Source organism: Blastococcus sp. SYSU DS0510 (assembly GCF_054050835.1).
In genome coordinates, this window is sequence record NZ_JBJHAC010000012.1 from 1 (window position 1) to 14,298 (window position 14,298).

Annotated in this window: 14 protein-coding genes; 9 read left to right on the forward strand and 5 right to left on the reverse strand. The window is 74.1% G+C overall.

Going from position 1 to position 14,298, the window contains the following annotated elements; all coding sequences use genetic code 11:
- Positions 1-148: 148 nt before the first annotated feature.
- The gene (locus ACI79P_RS11250; RefSeq protein WP_456581134.1) at positions 149-1,117 is read right to left on the reverse strand and encodes a SigB/SigF/SigG family RNA polymerase sigma factor; all 969 of its coding nucleotides are present in this window, start codon (positions 1,115-1,117) and stop codon (positions 149-151) included.
- Positions 1,114-1,605, reverse strand: coding sequence for an ATP-binding protein (locus tag ACI79P_RS11255; protein ID WP_456581135.1), 492 nt, complete (start codon positions 1,603-1,605; stop codon positions 1,114-1,116). Before ACI79P_RS11255 ends, ACI79P_RS11250 begins: the two co-directional genes overlap by 4 nt.
- Positions 1,606-1,830: 225 nt before the next feature.
- On the opposite strand from ACI79P_RS11255, the gene ACI79P_RS11260 reads away from it, so the two are divergent.
- Complete coding sequence (locus ACI79P_RS11260) at positions 1,831-3,651, forward strand: SpoIIE family protein phosphatase (protein ID WP_456581136.1); 1,821 nt, start codon at positions 1,831-1,833, stop codon at positions 3,649-3,651.
- Positions 3,652-3,709: 58 nt separating this feature from the next.
- Entirely contained in the window at positions 3,710-4,720 is a 1,011-nt protein-coding gene (locus ACI79P_RS11265) for a DNA topoisomerase IB (protein WP_456581137.1), read from the forward strand.
- Positions 4,721-4,780: 60 nt separating this feature from the next.
- Here ACI79P_RS11265 and ACI79P_RS11270 read toward each other — a convergent pair whose 3' ends face one another.
- Together ACI79P_RS11270 and ACI79P_RS11275 are read right to left on the reverse strand one after the other, a co-directional pair.
- Positions 4,781-5,173, reverse strand: coding sequence for an STAS domain-containing protein (locus tag ACI79P_RS11270; RefSeq protein WP_091933845.1), 393 nt, complete (start codon positions 5,171-5,173; stop codon positions 4,781-4,783).
- A gap of 260 nt (positions 5,174-5,433) precedes the next feature.
- Entirely contained in the window at positions 5,434-5,847 is a 414-nt protein-coding gene (locus tag ACI79P_RS11275; protein WP_456581138.1) for a hypothetical protein, read from the reverse strand.
- A 192-nt stretch (positions 5,848-6,039) separates the two neighbouring features.
- Between ACI79P_RS11275 and ACI79P_RS11280 the strand changes: the two genes are divergently transcribed.
- The 7 genes from ACI79P_RS11280 (at position 6,040) to ACI79P_RS11310 (ending at position 13,000) form a co-directional block, all read left to right on the forward strand.
- The gene (locus tag ACI79P_RS11280) at positions 6,040-6,615 is read left to right on the forward strand and encodes a DUF1360 domain-containing protein (protein WP_456581139.1); all 576 of its coding nucleotides are present in this window, start codon (positions 6,040-6,042) and stop codon (positions 6,613-6,615) included.
- 138 nt (positions 6,616-6,753) lie between these two features.
- On the forward strand, positions 6,754-7,755 hold the full coding sequence (gene ku / locus ACI79P_RS11285; RefSeq protein WP_456581140.1) for a non-homologous end joining protein Ku: 1,002 nt from the start codon (positions 6,754-6,756) through the stop codon (positions 7,753-7,755).
- Position 7,756: 1 nt separating this feature from the next.
- Complete coding sequence (gene ligD / locus ACI79P_RS11290) at positions 7,757-8,725, forward strand: non-homologous end-joining DNA ligase (RefSeq protein WP_456581141.1); 969 nt, start codon at positions 7,757-7,759, stop codon at positions 8,723-8,725.
- A gap of 76 nt (positions 8,726-8,801) precedes the next feature.
- On the forward strand, positions 8,802-9,734 hold the full coding sequence (ligD, locus tag ACI79P_RS11295; RefSeq protein WP_456581142.1) for a non-homologous end-joining DNA ligase: 933 nt from the start codon (positions 8,802-8,804) through the stop codon (positions 9,732-9,734).
- Between the two features lie 51 nt (positions 9,735-9,785).
- Positions 9,786-10,667, forward strand: a complete 882-nt coding sequence (purU, locus tag ACI79P_RS11300) for a formyltetrahydrofolate deformylase (RefSeq protein ID WP_456581143.1) — start codon at positions 9,786-9,788, stop codon at positions 10,665-10,667.
- Between the two features lie 186 nt (positions 10,668-10,853).
- The gene (locus ACI79P_RS11305; protein WP_456581144.1) at positions 10,854-11,342 is read left to right on the forward strand and encodes a Fur family transcriptional regulator; all 489 of its coding nucleotides are present in this window, start codon (positions 10,854-10,856) and stop codon (positions 11,340-11,342) included.
- Positions 11,339-13,000: a catalase gene (locus tag ACI79P_RS11310; RefSeq protein ID WP_456581145.1), complete on the forward strand. Its 1,662-nt coding sequence runs from the start codon at positions 11,339-11,341 to the stop codon at positions 12,998-13,000. The genes ACI79P_RS11305 and ACI79P_RS11310 overlap by 4 nt, the downstream gene beginning before the upstream one ends.
- A gap of 254 nt (positions 13,001-13,254) precedes the next feature.
- Here ACI79P_RS11310 and ACI79P_RS11315 read toward each other — a convergent pair whose 3' ends face one another.
- Positions 13,255-14,202: a proteasome assembly chaperone family protein gene (locus ACI79P_RS11315; RefSeq protein WP_456581146.1), complete on the reverse strand. Its 948-nt coding sequence runs from the start codon at positions 14,200-14,202 to the stop codon at positions 13,255-13,257.
- Between the last annotated feature and the right edge of the window lie 96 nt (positions 14,203-14,298).

Genomic DNA, 14,298 nt, shown 5'->3' on the forward strand with positions numbered 1-14,298 from the left:
CCGATGGCCCAGAACTCGTGGAGTTCTGGGCCATCGGCGTCCACGGCCCTCGTCAGGGGCCCGCCCTGAGCCTGGCGACGTGCTGGAAAGGCCTTCCTGCAGGGGCCCGCGCCGAGGGTGCGAGACGCGGGGGCAGGGAGGTCCTTCCTCAGTCCTTGAGCAGGCCCTCGCGGAGCTTGGCCAGGGTCTGGCTGAGCAGGCGGGAGACGTGCATCTGCGAGATGCCGATGTCGGCGGCGATCTGCGACTGGGTCATGTTGCCGAAGAACCGCAGGATGAGGATGCGGCGCTCGCGGGCCGGGATGGTGGCCAGCAGCGGCTGGAGCGACTCGCGGTACTCCACGCCCTCCAGCGCGGCGTCCTCCTCGCCCAGCGTCGCCGCCAGGGTGGGGGAGTCGTCCTCGCCCGAGAGCCGCTCGTCCAGCGAGCTGCTGCGGTAGGCGTTGGCCACGGCCAGGCCCTCCAGCACCTCCGCGCGCGGGATGCCGAGGTGCTCGGCCAGCTCCGACGGCGTGGGCGCGCGGCCGTTCTTCTGCGCCAGCTCGCCCACCGCGGCGTTGAGCGACAGGTGCAGCTCCTGGAGCCGGCGCGGCACCCGCACCGACCAGCCCTGGTCGCGGAAGTGCCGCTTGATCTCCCCGGTGATCGTCGGGACGGCGAAGGAGAGGAACTCCACGCCCCGCGTCGGGTCGAACCGGTCGATGGCCGCGATCAACCCCAGGGTGCCGACCTGCAGCAGGTCGTCGAAGGGCTCACCGCGGTTGCTGAACCGGCGCGCGAAGTGGCGCACCAGGGGGAGGTGCTCCTCGACCAGGATCTCCCGCAGCCGCTCCCGGCGGGGGTCGTCCTTCTCCAGCGTGGCGAGCTCCGCGAACAGCGGTGCCGTCCGCTCGGCCCGGCGCCGGTTCTCCGACAGCGGGGGCGCGTCCGGCTCCACCTCGGCCACCGGCTCGGCGTCGGTCACCGGCTCGGCGTCGGCCACCGGCGCGGCCGAGGTGCCCCGAGTGGGCTGCTCCGGGATGGCGACCGGCTCGTCCGCCGGGGGGTCGACCGGCGTGCCGTCGGTGGCGTCCAGTGGTTCCTCCTCGACGGAGTCGGCGGCGGCCGACCGGCTCACCGGGCCACCGAGACGTTGTCGTCGCTGCCCACGCCGGCCGGGCGCTGGCCCGGCAGGTACTTGGCGAGCGAGATGACGGCGACCGGGACGTCGTCACCGTTGCCGCCGGGCATCTCGCGCTCGGTGGACCGGCGGCCCTCCACGGAGTCGACCAGGGCGGCGAGCACCGCCCAGCCGAACCCGTCGGTGGGCACCTCGGTGCCGTCGGAGGTGGGCACCCAGGCGCTGATGTGCAGGCCGGCCCGGGTGGTCTCGAAGACGACCGTGAGTGGCGCATCGCCCTCCACGATCGTCGACAGGGTGGCGCAGGCCTCGTCGACCGCGAGGCGCAGGTCCTCCACCGCGTCGAGGTCGTAGTCCATGCGCATCGCCAGGTCACCGGCCATGGCCCGGACCGCGGGCAGCTGGGTCGGGGTGGTGGGCACCCGCAGCTCCAGCCGTTCCGCGCGCCGTCCGTCCTGCGCGAGGGGGGCCCTCGAGTCGACCATCCGTCGTCCGCTCCTTCGTTCCCGGCGCGCTCGACCCTCGAGCCGCGGCGGTCCTACGTGTCGGGCGGCCCGGCCTCCGGTGGGGGCGCGGACCGGGCTCCCGGTCGGTGCACAAGGATGCTGCCTACCCGTCCCGCACCGACCGCAAAACGTGGCGCGGACCACGGGTTCTGCGCCCCGGGACGCGGTTGCCGCCACCGGGGCCCTGCTGTTTGCTGGCCGGAGATGAGCACCGGTTCCGGCAGTCTGCCACCCCGCACCGACGGCGCCCTGGACGAGGGCTCCGCCGTGCTGCTCGCTGCCATGGAGAGCTCGCCCGACGCGCTGTTCTGCCTCGCGGCAGACGCCGCCGAGCCGCTGTGGGCCAACGCCCGCGCCCGGGGCCTGGAGGCGCGCCGCGGCGGCCTCCCCGAGCTCTCCGGTCGCCCGCTGGCCGACCTCGTCGACGCCGCGGTGCGCGCCGGCCGGACCGAGACCCTCAGCGGCGCGCTCGGCCCCGAGGGACCCATGGCGACGGCCACGGCGCGTCCCCTCGCGGTCGCCGGCGGGCCGGGTGCCCTCCTGGTGATCGAGGCGCTCGCCGCCGACGACGTCCACCGGGCGCAGCAGGCCTTGTTGCCGCCGTCGCTGCCGATGCTCCCCGACGTCGTGCTGTCCGGCAGCTACCACCGCGCCACCGAGCTCTCGGCGGCCGGCGGCGACTGGTACGACGCCGTGCCGCTGGGCAAGGGGCGGGTGGCCCTCGCGGTGGGCGACGCCGTCGGGCACGGGGTGGCCGCGGCCGGCGCGATGAGCCGGCTGCGCGGCGCGCTGCGCTCGGTCCTGCTCGGCGACCCGGAGCCCGCGGCCGTGCTCGCGGCGCTCGACGCCTTCGCCGCCCAGATGGACGACGTCGAGGGCACCTCGGTGTTCTACGGCGTCCTGGACGCCGCCAGCGGGCGCCTGGTCTACAGCGCCGCCGGGCACCCCGCGCCGCTGGTGGTCGACGCGGGGGGCCGCAGCACGTTCCTGACCGTGACCCCCCGGCCCCCGCTCGGCAGCCTCCCCGGGGCGCCTGCCCCCCTGCACGAGGCGCAGCTGGCCCAGGGCGCCACCCTCGTGCTCTTCTCCAACGGCGCGGTCGCCGGGCTCGACGAGCCCCCCGCCGAGGCGCTCGAGCGGCTCGGCTCCGCCGCCCGTGAGGCGCTGGACGAGCCCGGTGCCCTCGACGTTGAGGCGGCGGCCGGGCTCGCCGGGGCGATCGCCGAGGGCGTGCGCCGGCCGCACGGCTGGCTCGACGACGTCGCCGTCCTCGTCGCCCACCGGCGGGCCACCACCCAGGAGGCGCTCCGGCTGGACCTGACGGCGGTGCCGGCGGCGCTGCCCGGCGTGCGCCGCCGGCTCAACGCCTGGCTGACCGAGCTGGGCATGGGGGAGCAGGACCGGGTCGGGGTCATGGTCGCCGTCGGGGAGGCCTGCGCCAACGCCGCCGAGCACGCCTACCGGGGGGCCGAGCCCGGCCCGATGTCGGTGACCGCGCAGGTCGATGTCGACGGCGTCCTCACCGTCACCGTCCAGGACGAGGGCACCTGGCGCCCGCCGGACCGCGACCCCGGCGACCGGGGGCGCGGGCTGCTGATCATGCGGCAGCTGGTCGACGGCGTGACCCTGACGGAGGACCACGGGACGACGGTGACGTTGAGCTTCCGGCTGCGGCGGACCCCGGACGAGGAGACCGATCCGCAGCGCGTCGCCGACGGCGCCGACGTGGTGGTCGACCGCGAGGGCCCGCGGCCGGTCGTGCGGGCGGGGGGTGCCATCGACGCCGCCGCCGCCGAGCAGCTGCGCATCCGGATGCTGGAGGCCAGCCACGGCGGCGCCACCCCCATGGAGCTCGACCTCTGCGAGGTCGGCCTGTTCAGCAGCGCGGCGGTCCGCGTCGTGCTGGCGATGGCGCGCATCGCCCGGGACGAGTCGTGGCGCCTGGTGGTGCACGCCCCCGCGGGCGGCGTCACCCGCCACGTGCTGGAGATCAGCGGCCTGGACGGGCTGGTCGACCTCCGCTGAGCTGTGACCCTGCGTACCACGGCGTTTGCGGAACGCCTCCGGTGCCCATGGACGGTCCGTGAGACTGCGGCGCAGCGACGTGCACGGCCCCGGCTTCCGACGCCGCAGGGCGGGGCGCGGCTTCGCGTACTACGACACCGACGGCACCCTGATCCGGGACGACGAGCGGCTGGACCGCATCCGGTCGCTCGCCGTCCCGCCCGCCTGGAAGGACGTCTGGATCTGCCCGTGGCCCAACGGGCACATCCAGGCGACGGGGCTGGACGCCGCGGGACGGCGGCAGTACCGCTACCACGACGAGTGGCGCGCCCGCCGGGACGCCGAGAAGCACGAGCGCGTGCTGGAGATCGCTCGCCAGCTGCCCGACGTGCGCGACGCCGTGCGCGCGGGCCTGCGCAGCCGCGGTCTCAGCCGGGAGCGGGTGCTGGCCACCGCCATCCGGCTGCTCGACCTCGGCGCGTTCCGCGTGGGCAGCGAGCAGTACGAGGAGGAGAACGGCACCTACGGCCTGGCCACGCTCAAGCGCTCCCACGTCTCGGTGCGCGGCGAGCGGACCTTCTACTCCTACGTCGCCAAGGGTGGCATCGAGCGCGAGGTGGAGATCACCGACCGGCCGACCGCCACCGTCGTCCGCCAGCTGCTCGAGCGCCCCGCCGACGCGGGCGAGGACCTGCTCGCCTACCAGACCGAGGACGGCGAGTGGCGCGACGTCACGAGCGCGGAGATCAACGCCTACCTCAAGGAGATCAGCGGCGCCGAGATCTCGGCCAAGGACTTCCGCACGTGGACGGCGACCGTGCTCATGGCGGCCGCGCTCGCCGAGGCGCCCCCGCCGGCGTCGAAGACCGCCCGGAAGAAGCTGGTCAGCGCCGCGTACAAGCGGGTCAGCGAGCAGCTGGGGAACACGCCGGCGGTCTGCAAGGCCAGCTACGTCGACCCCCGCGTCGTCGACCGGTTCGAGCACGGCGAGACGGTCGCCGAGGCGCTGGGGGAGGCGGACGAGGCGGAGGCCGACCGGGACACCCAGAAGGTGCTCGAGCAGGCCGTCTGCCGGCTGCTCACCGCCTGAGCACGACGAAGGCCCCCCGGCGGACCGGGGGGCCTTCGTCGTGCTCGGGACGAGACGTCGCTAGCGGGCGTCGGCGATCGTGAAGAGATCGATCAGGCCGGTCACCTCGAGCGGCCGGGTGACGGCGCGCGTGGTGGCGATGAGGCGCAGGGCGACCTCGCGGCTGCGGGCCGACTTCTGCGTCTCGACCAGGACGGCGAGACCGGCCGAGCCCAGGAACTGGACGCCGGACAGGTCGATCACCAGCTCACGCGGCTGCTGCTCGAGCTGGCTGTCGAGGGTCGAACGGAGGACCGGAGCGGTGAAGGTGTCCACCTCGCCGACGACCGTGACCGTGACAGCGCCGTCCTCGTCGGTGGAGGTCGACAGCGTGATCACGTCGTCGAAGGGTGCCTCGGTGCCCTCGGTCGACACGTCGGGCTGCCCCTCGGCGGGCAGGTCGGAAGTGGTCACGGACAGTGGCTCCTCTCGGCGGACCCGGACGACGGGCCGCCCGGACAATCTACCGCTCCGCGTCTCCGGGGGCCCGGGCCCCCGGCTCGCGGTGGTCGAACGTGTCGCGCACCGGGCCACCGGGCCCGGCACGTTGCGGCTGCCTGCTGAACCGCTGACCCAACGTAGACAACCTGCCGGGCGCGCGCCAACCCACCCCCCCGGCGGGCACCCGGTCGGGGGCCATGGGGGGTGGGTCGGTGGTGCGTGGGGGGAGGGGCTCAGCCGTCGATGACGTGGACGGCGGACTCCTCGGGGCCCTCACCGCCCACGGGGAGGTCCGCGGTGGCCTCCACGTCGTCGGCCGTGCGGTTGGTGCCCGAGTCGCTCTCGGGGGTGGTCGAGGTGTCCTGCTCCAGCTGGGCCTCCGCCCGCGACGGGTCCTCCGCCGGCCGGACGTCGAGCGCGTCGTCGGGCAGCTCCCGCTCCAGCCGGCCGGTGAGCGACTCGCCCTCGGACTGCTCCCGGGCGGTGGTGCCGAAGTCGGTGGTGGCGGTGGGCCGCTCGCCGGGCAGCGGCGCGAACTGGGGGTCCTCCTTCCACGCCTGCGTGGGGGAGTCGTCCTGCGCCACCTCGGGGATGCCGTCGTCCTCGGGGAAGACGTCGCGCGCGGTCTGGCCCTCGGGCTGCGTCATGCGGTGCCTCCGTCTCTGCGCGGGGTGCGCGCGTGGTTCTCGCCGGCGTCGCACGGGGACGCCGCGCCGGTCGGGGGACCGGCGTCGGTCTCCCGCCCTACCCGGGTGCCCGGCCGCCATGCGCCGGTGTGGGTCCTGGCACTGCCTCCGTGCGGGCGGCATGGTCGTGCGCCCGCCGGGTAGCGGGGGGCCATGGCGATCGCAGACGAGGTCCAGCGGGTCGGAGCACCCCTCCGCCGGTGGGCACGCACCCAGAAGCGCGAGTACACCCAGGGCGAGCCCCGGCCGCTGGCCGGCGACCTGGGGGCCATGGGCGTCTACGCGAGCCTGGTGGTCGGCGGCGCCGCGGCGGTGCGGGCCGCCGGCAAGCAGCTGCCCGACCGCATCCCGCTGGGCGACGTCGCGCTGCTGACCATCGCCACGTTCCGGCTGGCCCGCCGCATCGCCAAGGACCCGGTCACCAGCCCGCTGCGGGCACCGTTCGTGCGCTACGAGGGGACGTCCGGGCACGCCGAGGTGGCCGAGGAGGTGCGGGAGCACGGCGGGGTCAAGCACGCCGTCGGCGAGCTGCTGACCTGCCCCTTCTGCCTGGCCCAGTGGGTGGGGACGGCGTTCGTCTTCGGTTACGTGACCGCGCCCCGGGCCACCCGGCTGGCCGCGCTGACCATGACCACGGTCGCCGGCTCCGACGTCCTGCAGTTCGTCTACGACTCGATCCAGAACGGGGCGCTCGCGCCGGCGGACGACGGGGCGGCCGAGGAGGTCTGAGAGGTCCGCGGTCCTCCGTCGGGGGGACCCGGCGCGGCGTTCGCGCTGCCGCGGAGGGCGCCGCGGACCTATCCTGCGATCTTGACCCGGCTGCGGGTCCGGGACCGCCCATCGGAACGGGCGCGAGGGAGGGTCGGCATGCGATCGATCTGGCGCGGCGCCGTGTCGTTCGGCCTGGTCAGCATCGGCGTGAAGCTGTACTCGGCCACCGAGGACAAGGACATCCGCTTCCACCAGGTGCACGCCGCCGACGGCGGCCGCGTGAAGTACCGGCGGGTGTGCTCGGTCGACGGCGAGGAGCTGGAGTACTCCGACATCGCCAAGGGCTACGAGCTGCCCAGCGGCGAGGTGGTGATCCTCACCGACGAGGACTTCGAGGAGCTGCCGCTCAGCACCCGCCGGGAGATCGAGGTCCTGGAGTTCGTCGACCAGGGCGAGATCGACCCGATCATGTTCGAGAAGACCTACTACCTGGAGCCCGACGGCCCCGCGGCCCGCCCCTACGTGCTGCTGCGCGACGCGCTGGAGAACGCCGGCCAGGTGGCGATCACGAAGATCGCGCTGCGGCAGCGCGAGTCGCTGGCGGCCCTCCGCGTGCGCGACGGCGTCCTGGTGCTGCACACGATGCGGTGGCCGGACGAGATCCGGCGTCCCGACTTCGCCTTCCTCGACGAGGACATCTCGGTGCGGCCGCAGGAGCTGACGATGGCCGAGGCGCTCATCGGCTCGATGACCACCGAGTTCGACCCGACGCAGTTCACCGACGACTACCGCGAGGCGATGACCGCCCTGCTGGAGGCGAAGCAGAGCGGCGGCGAGGTGGCCCAGCCGGCGGCCGAGGCCCCGGACGACGGTGCCGCCGTCGTCGACCTGATGAGCGCCCTGCGCCGCAGCGTCGAGCGGGCCCGGGGCGGCGTGGCGGACGACGCCCCCGCCGAACCGGCGAAGAAGGCGACGTCCGCGCGGAAGGCCGCGCCGCGGAAGGCGGCGGACGACACGGCGGAGAAGGCGCCGGCGAAGAAGGCCGCCGCGAAGAAGGCCGCCCCCCGGAAGGCGGCGGCCACCCCGGCGAAGAAGACGACCGCGCGGGCCGCCGGCGGCGACAAGCCACCGGCCAAGCGGGCCCGCCGCAGCGCCTGAGGTGGCGGCGCCCGAGCCGGCCGACCTCCCGCTGCCGATGCTCGCCGTCCCCGGGGAGATGCCCGCCGGGGACGACGGGTGGGGCTACGAGTTCAAGTGGGACGGCGTCCGGGCGGTCGCCGGGGTGCGCGACGGGCGGCTGACGCTCGCCTCGCGCAAGGGCGGCGACATCACCGTCCGCTATCCCGAGGTGGCGCGGCTCCCGGAGGCGCTGGCCGCTCGCGACGCCGTCGTCGACGGCGAGGTCGTGCTGATGGACGCCCGGGGGCGGCCGGACTTCGGCGCGCTGCAGAGCCGCATGCACCGCACCGGGCCGGAGGTGCCGCGCCTGGCGGCGGCGGCGCCGGTGAGCTACCTGGTCTTCGACCTGCTCGCCCTCGACGGCACCGACCTGCGCTCGCACCCCTACACCGAGCGCCGGGAGCTCCTCGACGAGCTGGCCCCGGCCGGTGGCCGCTGGGTGCTGACGCCCTGGTTCCCGGGTCACGGCGCGGAGGTGCTGGCGGCGAGTGAGGAGAACGGCCTGGAGGGCGTCGTCGCCAAGCGGCTGCGCTCCCCGTACCGCGAGGGGGTCCGCAGCCCCGACTGGCGCAAGGTCAAGAACTTCCTGACCCAGTCGGTCGTCGTGGGCGGGTGGCGGCCCGGGCAGGGCCGGCGCGCGGGCACCATCGGCTCGCTGCTCGTCGGCGTGCCGGACGAGGACGGCCGGCTGGTGTACGTCGGGCACGTGGGCACCGGCTTCGGCGACCAGGACCTGCGCGACCTGCAACGGCTGCTCACCCGGCGGCGCACCCCGCCCTTCGACGGCCACCTGCCCCGCGAGGTCACCCGCGACGCGCACTGGGTGGAGCCCGACCTCGTGGGCGAGGTGGCCTACGCGGTGTGGACGGCGGAGGGCCGGCTGCGGCACCCGATCTGGCGCGGCGTCCGGGACGACCTCGAGCCCGATGACGTGGTGAGGGAGTCGTGAGCATCGTGAGCGGACGGGGGCGTGAGCATCGCCGCGAGGGACGAGCGAGGAGCGGAGCGCCCCGCGGGAGCGAACCTTGAGCCCCGCCAGGCAGCTCGTCGAGATCGGCGGCCGGCGGCTCGCGGTGTCGAACCTGGAGAAGGTGCTCTTCCCCGAGGTCGGTTTCACCAAGGCGCAGGTCATCGACTACTACGTGCGGATCGCGCCGGTGCTGCTGCCCCACGTGGCCGGTCGCCCGGTGACCTTCACCCGGTGGCCCGACGGGGTGGAGGGGCCTGCGTTCTTCGAGAAGAACAGCGCCCGGCACGCCCCGGACTGGGTGCGCCGGGTGACGCTGCCGAGCCCGGGCAGCTCGCGGGGGCGCGAGACGCTCGACATGGTCCTGCTGGCCGACGTCCCGGACCTGGCCTGGGCGGCGAACCTGGCGGCGCTGGAGGTCCACGTGCCGCAGTGGCGGGTCGACGACGACGGGGTGGCCCAGCTGCCCGACCTGCTGGTGCTCGACCTGGACCCGGGGCCCGAGACCGGCCTGTACGAGTGCTGCCTCGTCGCCGAGCGCCTGGGGGAGCGGCTGGAGGCCGACGGGCTCGATCCGGTGGTGAAGACGTCGGGCTCCAAGGGCATGCAGGTGTACGCGCCGATCGAGACGCCCGATGACCGGGAGCACCCCAGCCGGTACGCGAAGAAGCTGGCGCAGGAGTTGTCGGCCGAGACGCCCGACCACGTCGTCTGGCGGATGGAGAAAGCGCTGCGCCCGGGCAAGGTCCTCATCGACTGGAGCCAGAACAACCCGGCCAAGACCACGGTGGCGCCGTACTCGCTGCGGGCACGGGCGGGGGCGACGGTCTCCACGCCGATCGGCTGGGACGAGGTCGACGCCGTCCGCGACGGCTCCCTCGACCCGGCCGGGCTGCGCTTCACCACCGACCAGGTGCTGGCCCGCGTCGAGGAGTACGGCGACCTGTTCGACGTCGCCGGCGCCGTGCGCGCATCCCTCCCCGGGGTGTGAGCGGCCGCCCCTCTCCGGGGGCTCCGGCCCGGCTCTGGGACGATTCCGGCCATGTCCGCCGCTGGTCAGCTCGATCCCCGCACCGCCGACCTGGGACGGCTCGTCGTCCGCTGCCCCGACCGTCCGGGGATCGTCGCGGCGCTCAGCGGTCTGATGGCCGACGTCGGCGCGAACATCACCGAGTCCCAGCAGCACTCCTCCGACCCCAGCGGCGGCATCTTCACCCTGCGGCTGGAGTTCGTGCTGGCCGACCTCGCCGGCCGGCGCGCCGAGCTCGAGGAGCGGCTGGGCGAGCTCACCCGCGCCTGGCGGCTCACCTGGCGGTTGGTCGAGGCCGCGCACCGCCCGACCGTCGCCGTCTTCGTCAGCCGCACCGACCACGTGCTGCAGGAGCTGATCTACCGGGTCCGCGCCGGTGACCTGCGGGCCGACATCACCGCGGTGGTCAGCAACCACCCCGACCTGGAGCCGGTGGCGGCCGCGGCCGGCATCCCCTTCCACCACGTCCCGGTCACGCCAGGCGCCAAGGCCGAGGCCGAGACGCGGGCGCTGGAGATCGTGGGCGACGTCGACCTGGTGGTGCTGGCGCGTTACATGCAGATCGTCTCGCCGGAGTTCTGCGCGCGGTTCCCCGAGCGGCTGATCAACATCCACCACAGCTTCCTGCCGGCGTTCGTGGGCGCGAACCCGTACCAGGCCGCGCACGACCGCGGGGTGAAGCTGATCGGCGCCACCGCGCACTACGTGACCGCCGAGCTGGACGCCGGGCCGATCATCGAGCAGGAGGTCGCCCGCGTCGACCACCGCGCCACGGTGGAGGACATGCGGCGGGTCGGGCGCTACGTCGAGCGGCAGGTGCTGGCCCAGGCGGTGACCTGGCACGTGGAGGACCGGGTCATCGTCGAGGGCGACCGCACCATCGTCTTCGCCTGACCACCACGCCCCCAGGCGATGATCAGGTGACCTGATCATGCGGTGTCCTCCCTCGTGGTGCACGGTGAGGGAGGACGCTCGGTGATCAGGGAGGCTGATCGTCGGGGCGGCGAGGCCCGGCCGTCTTCACCCACCGTGGACGCCTTTTCTTGACTGACTCAAGAAAAGGGCGTTGGATGGGTCCCGATGGAGACGACCTGGGCGCACCAGCTGCGAGAGGCAGGGCTGCGCGTGACGCGTCCCCGCCTGTCGGTGCTGAGCGTGCTGGCCGACCGTCCGCACGCGGACGCCGAGGCGATCGTGACCGGCGCCCGCGTGCTGCACCCGTCGCTGTCCCCGCAGGCCGTCTACGGCGTGCTCAAGGCGTTGGTCGCCGCGGGGATCGCCCGCCGGATCGAGCCCGCGGGTGCGCCCGCGCTGTTCGAGCTGCGGGTCGGCGACAACCACCACCACCTGGTCTGCCGCTCGTGCGGCGCGGTCGCTGACGTCGACTGCACCGTGGGCGCAGCCCCCTGCCTGGCCCCGTCGGACACGGCCGGCTTCGTCGTCGACGAGGCCGAGGTCGTGTTCTGGGGCCTGTGCCGGACCTGCCAGGACCGCGGCCGCAGGGTCGCGGACGCCGCCGGACCTGAGCGGCTCGAAGAGCACGGAATCCGAGGAGGAACGAGAGCATGACCGACGTCGCATCGCAGGGCACGGCGCCCAGCCAGGCCGACAAGCCGGTCCTGACCAACCGTCAGGGCCACCCGGTCTACGACAACCAGAACCAGCGGACGGTGGGCGCCCGGGGCCCCGCCACGCTGGAGAACTACCAGTTCCTCGAGAAGATCAGCCACTTCGACCGGGAGCGCATCCCGGAGCGCGTGGTGCACGCCCGCGGCGTGACCGCCTACGGCTACTTCGAGGCCGACGGCACCGTCGGCGACGAGCCGATCGCGACGTACACCCGCGCGAAGCTGTTCCAGGAGAAGGGCAAGCGCACCGACGTCGCGCTGCGCTTCTCGACCGTGGCCGGTGGCCGCGACTCCTCGGAGATGGCCCGCGACCCGCGCGGCTTCGCCGTGAAGTTCTACACCGAGGAGGGCAACTGGGACCTCGTCGGCAACAACCTCGGCGTCTTCTTCATCCGGGACGCCATCAAGTTCCCCGACTTCATCCACTCGCAGAAGCCGGACCCGGTCACCTTCGAGGCCAACGTCGCCGAGCGCGCGTTCGACTTCTTCAGCCAGACCCCCGAGGCCATGCACATGGTCTCCCTCGTCTTCAGCCCGCGGGGTCTGCCGGCGTCCTACCGGCACATGCAGGGCTTCGGCGTGAACACCTACAAGTGGGTGAACGCCCAGGGTGAGACCGTCCTGGTCAAGTACCACTGGCTGCCCAAGCAGGGCGTGAAGTCCTACACCGCCGCCGACGCTGCCGCCGTCCAGGCGCAGACCCTCGGTGCGCACACCAAGGACCTCTACGACTCGATCGCCGCCGGCGACTTCCCGTCGTGGGAGCTGCACGTGCAGCTCATGAGCGACGACGAGCACCCCGAGCTCGACTTCGACCCGCTGGACGACACCAAGGTGTGGCCGGAGGAGGTCTTCCCGCTCCGCAAGGTCGGGACGATGACCCTGAACCGGATGCCCGAGGACTACTTCGCGGAGAACGAGCAGATCGCCTTCGGCACCGGCGTGCTGGTCGACGGGCTGGACTTCTCCGACGACAAGATGCTGGTCGGCCGGACGTTCTCCTACTCCGACACCCAGCGCTACCGCGTGGGGCCGAACTACCTGCAGCTGCCGGTGAACCGCCCCAAGGTGCCGGTGAACACCAACCAGCAGGGCGGCCCGATGTCCTACGGCCGCGACAACGTGGGCGCCAACCCGCACGTCAACTACGAGCCGTCGATCACCGGCGGGCTGCGCGAGGCGACCTACCCCACGCACGACGAGCAGGGCCCGGTCATCAACGGCCGGCTCACCCGCAAGCGGATTCCGCGGACCAACGACTACAAGCAGGCCGGCGAGCGCTACCTGCTCAGCGAGCAGTGGGAGAAGGACGACCTGGTCACCAACCTGGTCGGCGCCCTCCAGCAGTGCAGCCGCGAGATCCAGGAGCGGATGGTCTGGCACTTCTTCATGTGCGAGGACGAGTGGGGTCAGCGCGTCGGTGACGCGCTGGGCATCACCGCCGACGACGTCCGGGGCCTGCCGCCGCTGCAGACCCAGACGCTCACCGAGGAGGAGCAGCAGCGCGCCGCCAACCTCGGCAAGAACGGCCCGCGCGACGTGACCGGCCTGGTCATGACGCACTGCGTGCCCAACGAGCGGGTCGTCGTCGCCGGCTGATCCTCGGGCGACACCAGCACCACCGCGGCGGGCCGCGACCGGATCACCGGTCGCGGCCCGCCGTGCGTCGTCCGCCGTCCCGACGCCGCGGCGAGGTGTGGCGCAGACCAGCCGAGCAGGTCCCGGGCGCTGGCGTCCTCCCTCGCCGCAGCGCGTCCACCCTCACCGCACACCGCGAGGGAGGACACGCCACGATCAGGGAACCTGATCCCGGCGCGGGGGGCGCGGGGTCGCTGGGCCCGCGACGAGGGGGCTCACTCCCGGCGGCGGTCCTGGTCGGCGAGGAACCGCTCGAACTCGGCGCCGATCTCCTCGGCGCTGGGCACCTCGCCGGTGCTGCCGAGCAGGTCGGTGCCCTCGCGGGCGGCGGTGAAGGAGTCGTACTGCTGCTCGAGGGCCGCGACGACGGCGACGTTGTCGGCCGACCGCGCGATCTGCGCGTCCACCTCGGTGCGGTGCAGCTCGGCGGCCTCGCGCAGCGCCTCGGTGGGCAGCCGCAGGCCGGTGAGCTGCTCCAGGTTCTCGAGCAGCGCGAGCGACGCGGCGGGGTAGGTGGCCTGCGCCAGGTAGTGGGGGACGTGGGCGGCGACCCCGAAGGCGTCCACCCCGGCCTCGCCCATGCGCAGCTCCAGCAACGCCGAGACGCTGCCCGGGATGCGCAGCTCGCCCCAGTAGACCGGGTAGGACTCGATCAGCTGCCGGCGCGTGGCGTGGGCGGTGACGGTGACCGGCCGCGTGTGGGGGACCGGCATCGGGATCGCCTGCAGCGCGGCGACGGAGGTGACGCCGAGCCGCTCGACCAGCCCGCCGACCGCGGCGACGAAACGCTCCCAGGCGTAGTCGGGCTCGGCGCCGTGCAGCAGCAGGAACGGCGCGCCGGCGTCGTCCTCGACGGCGTACAGCAGGATCTCCGGCGCGGTGAAGGCTTCGTAGCGGTCGGCGTTGAAGGTCATGCGTGGCCGGCGGGCTCGGTAGTCGACGAGGCTGTCGACGTCGAAGCGGGCGATCACCTCGTGCGGGAGGCCGGCCAGCAGGTGCGCGCCGGCGAGCGTGCCGGCGGAGGCGGCGTCGAAGTCGCCGGCCAGGTCGTGCACGAGCACGAGCCCCGGCCGCTCGGCCGCGTCGCCGACCGCCGCTTCGCGGGCGAGGAACGGCTCCGCCGCCGGGAGCAGCTCGACCAGGTCGTCCGGTCGCTGGGCCACGGGGCACCTCCTGTGGGGTCGTGCGGCGTGACGGCGGGTCACACCTCGCCCCGTAGAGCCGCCGGGCGCACCGCCGCATTCCCGGTGGGGTGCGCC

What these genes read in the sequence shown, in the direction of transcription:
- ACI79P_RS11255 (WP_456581135.1), bottom strand. Translation starts at nt 1,605, where the DNA reads ATGGTCGACTCGAGGGCCCCCCTCGCGCAGGACGGACGGCGCGCGGAA.
- ACI79P_RS11260 (WP_456581136.1), top strand. Translation starts at nt 1,831, where the DNA reads ATGAGCACCGGTTCCGGCAGTCTGCCACCCCGCACCGACGGCGCCCTG.
- ACI79P_RS11275 (WP_456581138.1), bottom strand. Translation starts at nt 5,847, where the DNA reads ATGACGCAGCCCGAGGGCCAGACCGCGCGCGACGTCTTCCCCGAGGAC.
- ACI79P_RS11280 (WP_456581139.1), top strand. Translation starts at nt 6,040, where the DNA reads ATGGCGATCGCAGACGAGGTCCAGCGGGTCGGAGCACCCCTCCGCCGG.
- ku (WP_456581140.1), top strand. Translation starts at nt 6,754, where the DNA reads ATGCGATCGATCTGGCGCGGCGCCGTGTCGTTCGGCCTGGTCAGCATC.
- purU (WP_456581143.1), top strand. Translation starts at nt 9,786, where the DNA reads ATGTCCGCCGCTGGTCAGCTCGATCCCCGCACCGCCGACCTGGGACGG.
- ACI79P_RS11305 (WP_456581144.1), top strand. Translation starts at nt 10,854, where the DNA reads ATGGAGACGACCTGGGCGCACCAGCTGCGAGAGGCAGGGCTGCGCGTG.
- ACI79P_RS11310 (WP_456581145.1), top strand. Translation starts at nt 11,339, where the DNA reads ATGACCGACGTCGCATCGCAGGGCACGGCGCCCAGCCAGGCCGACAAG.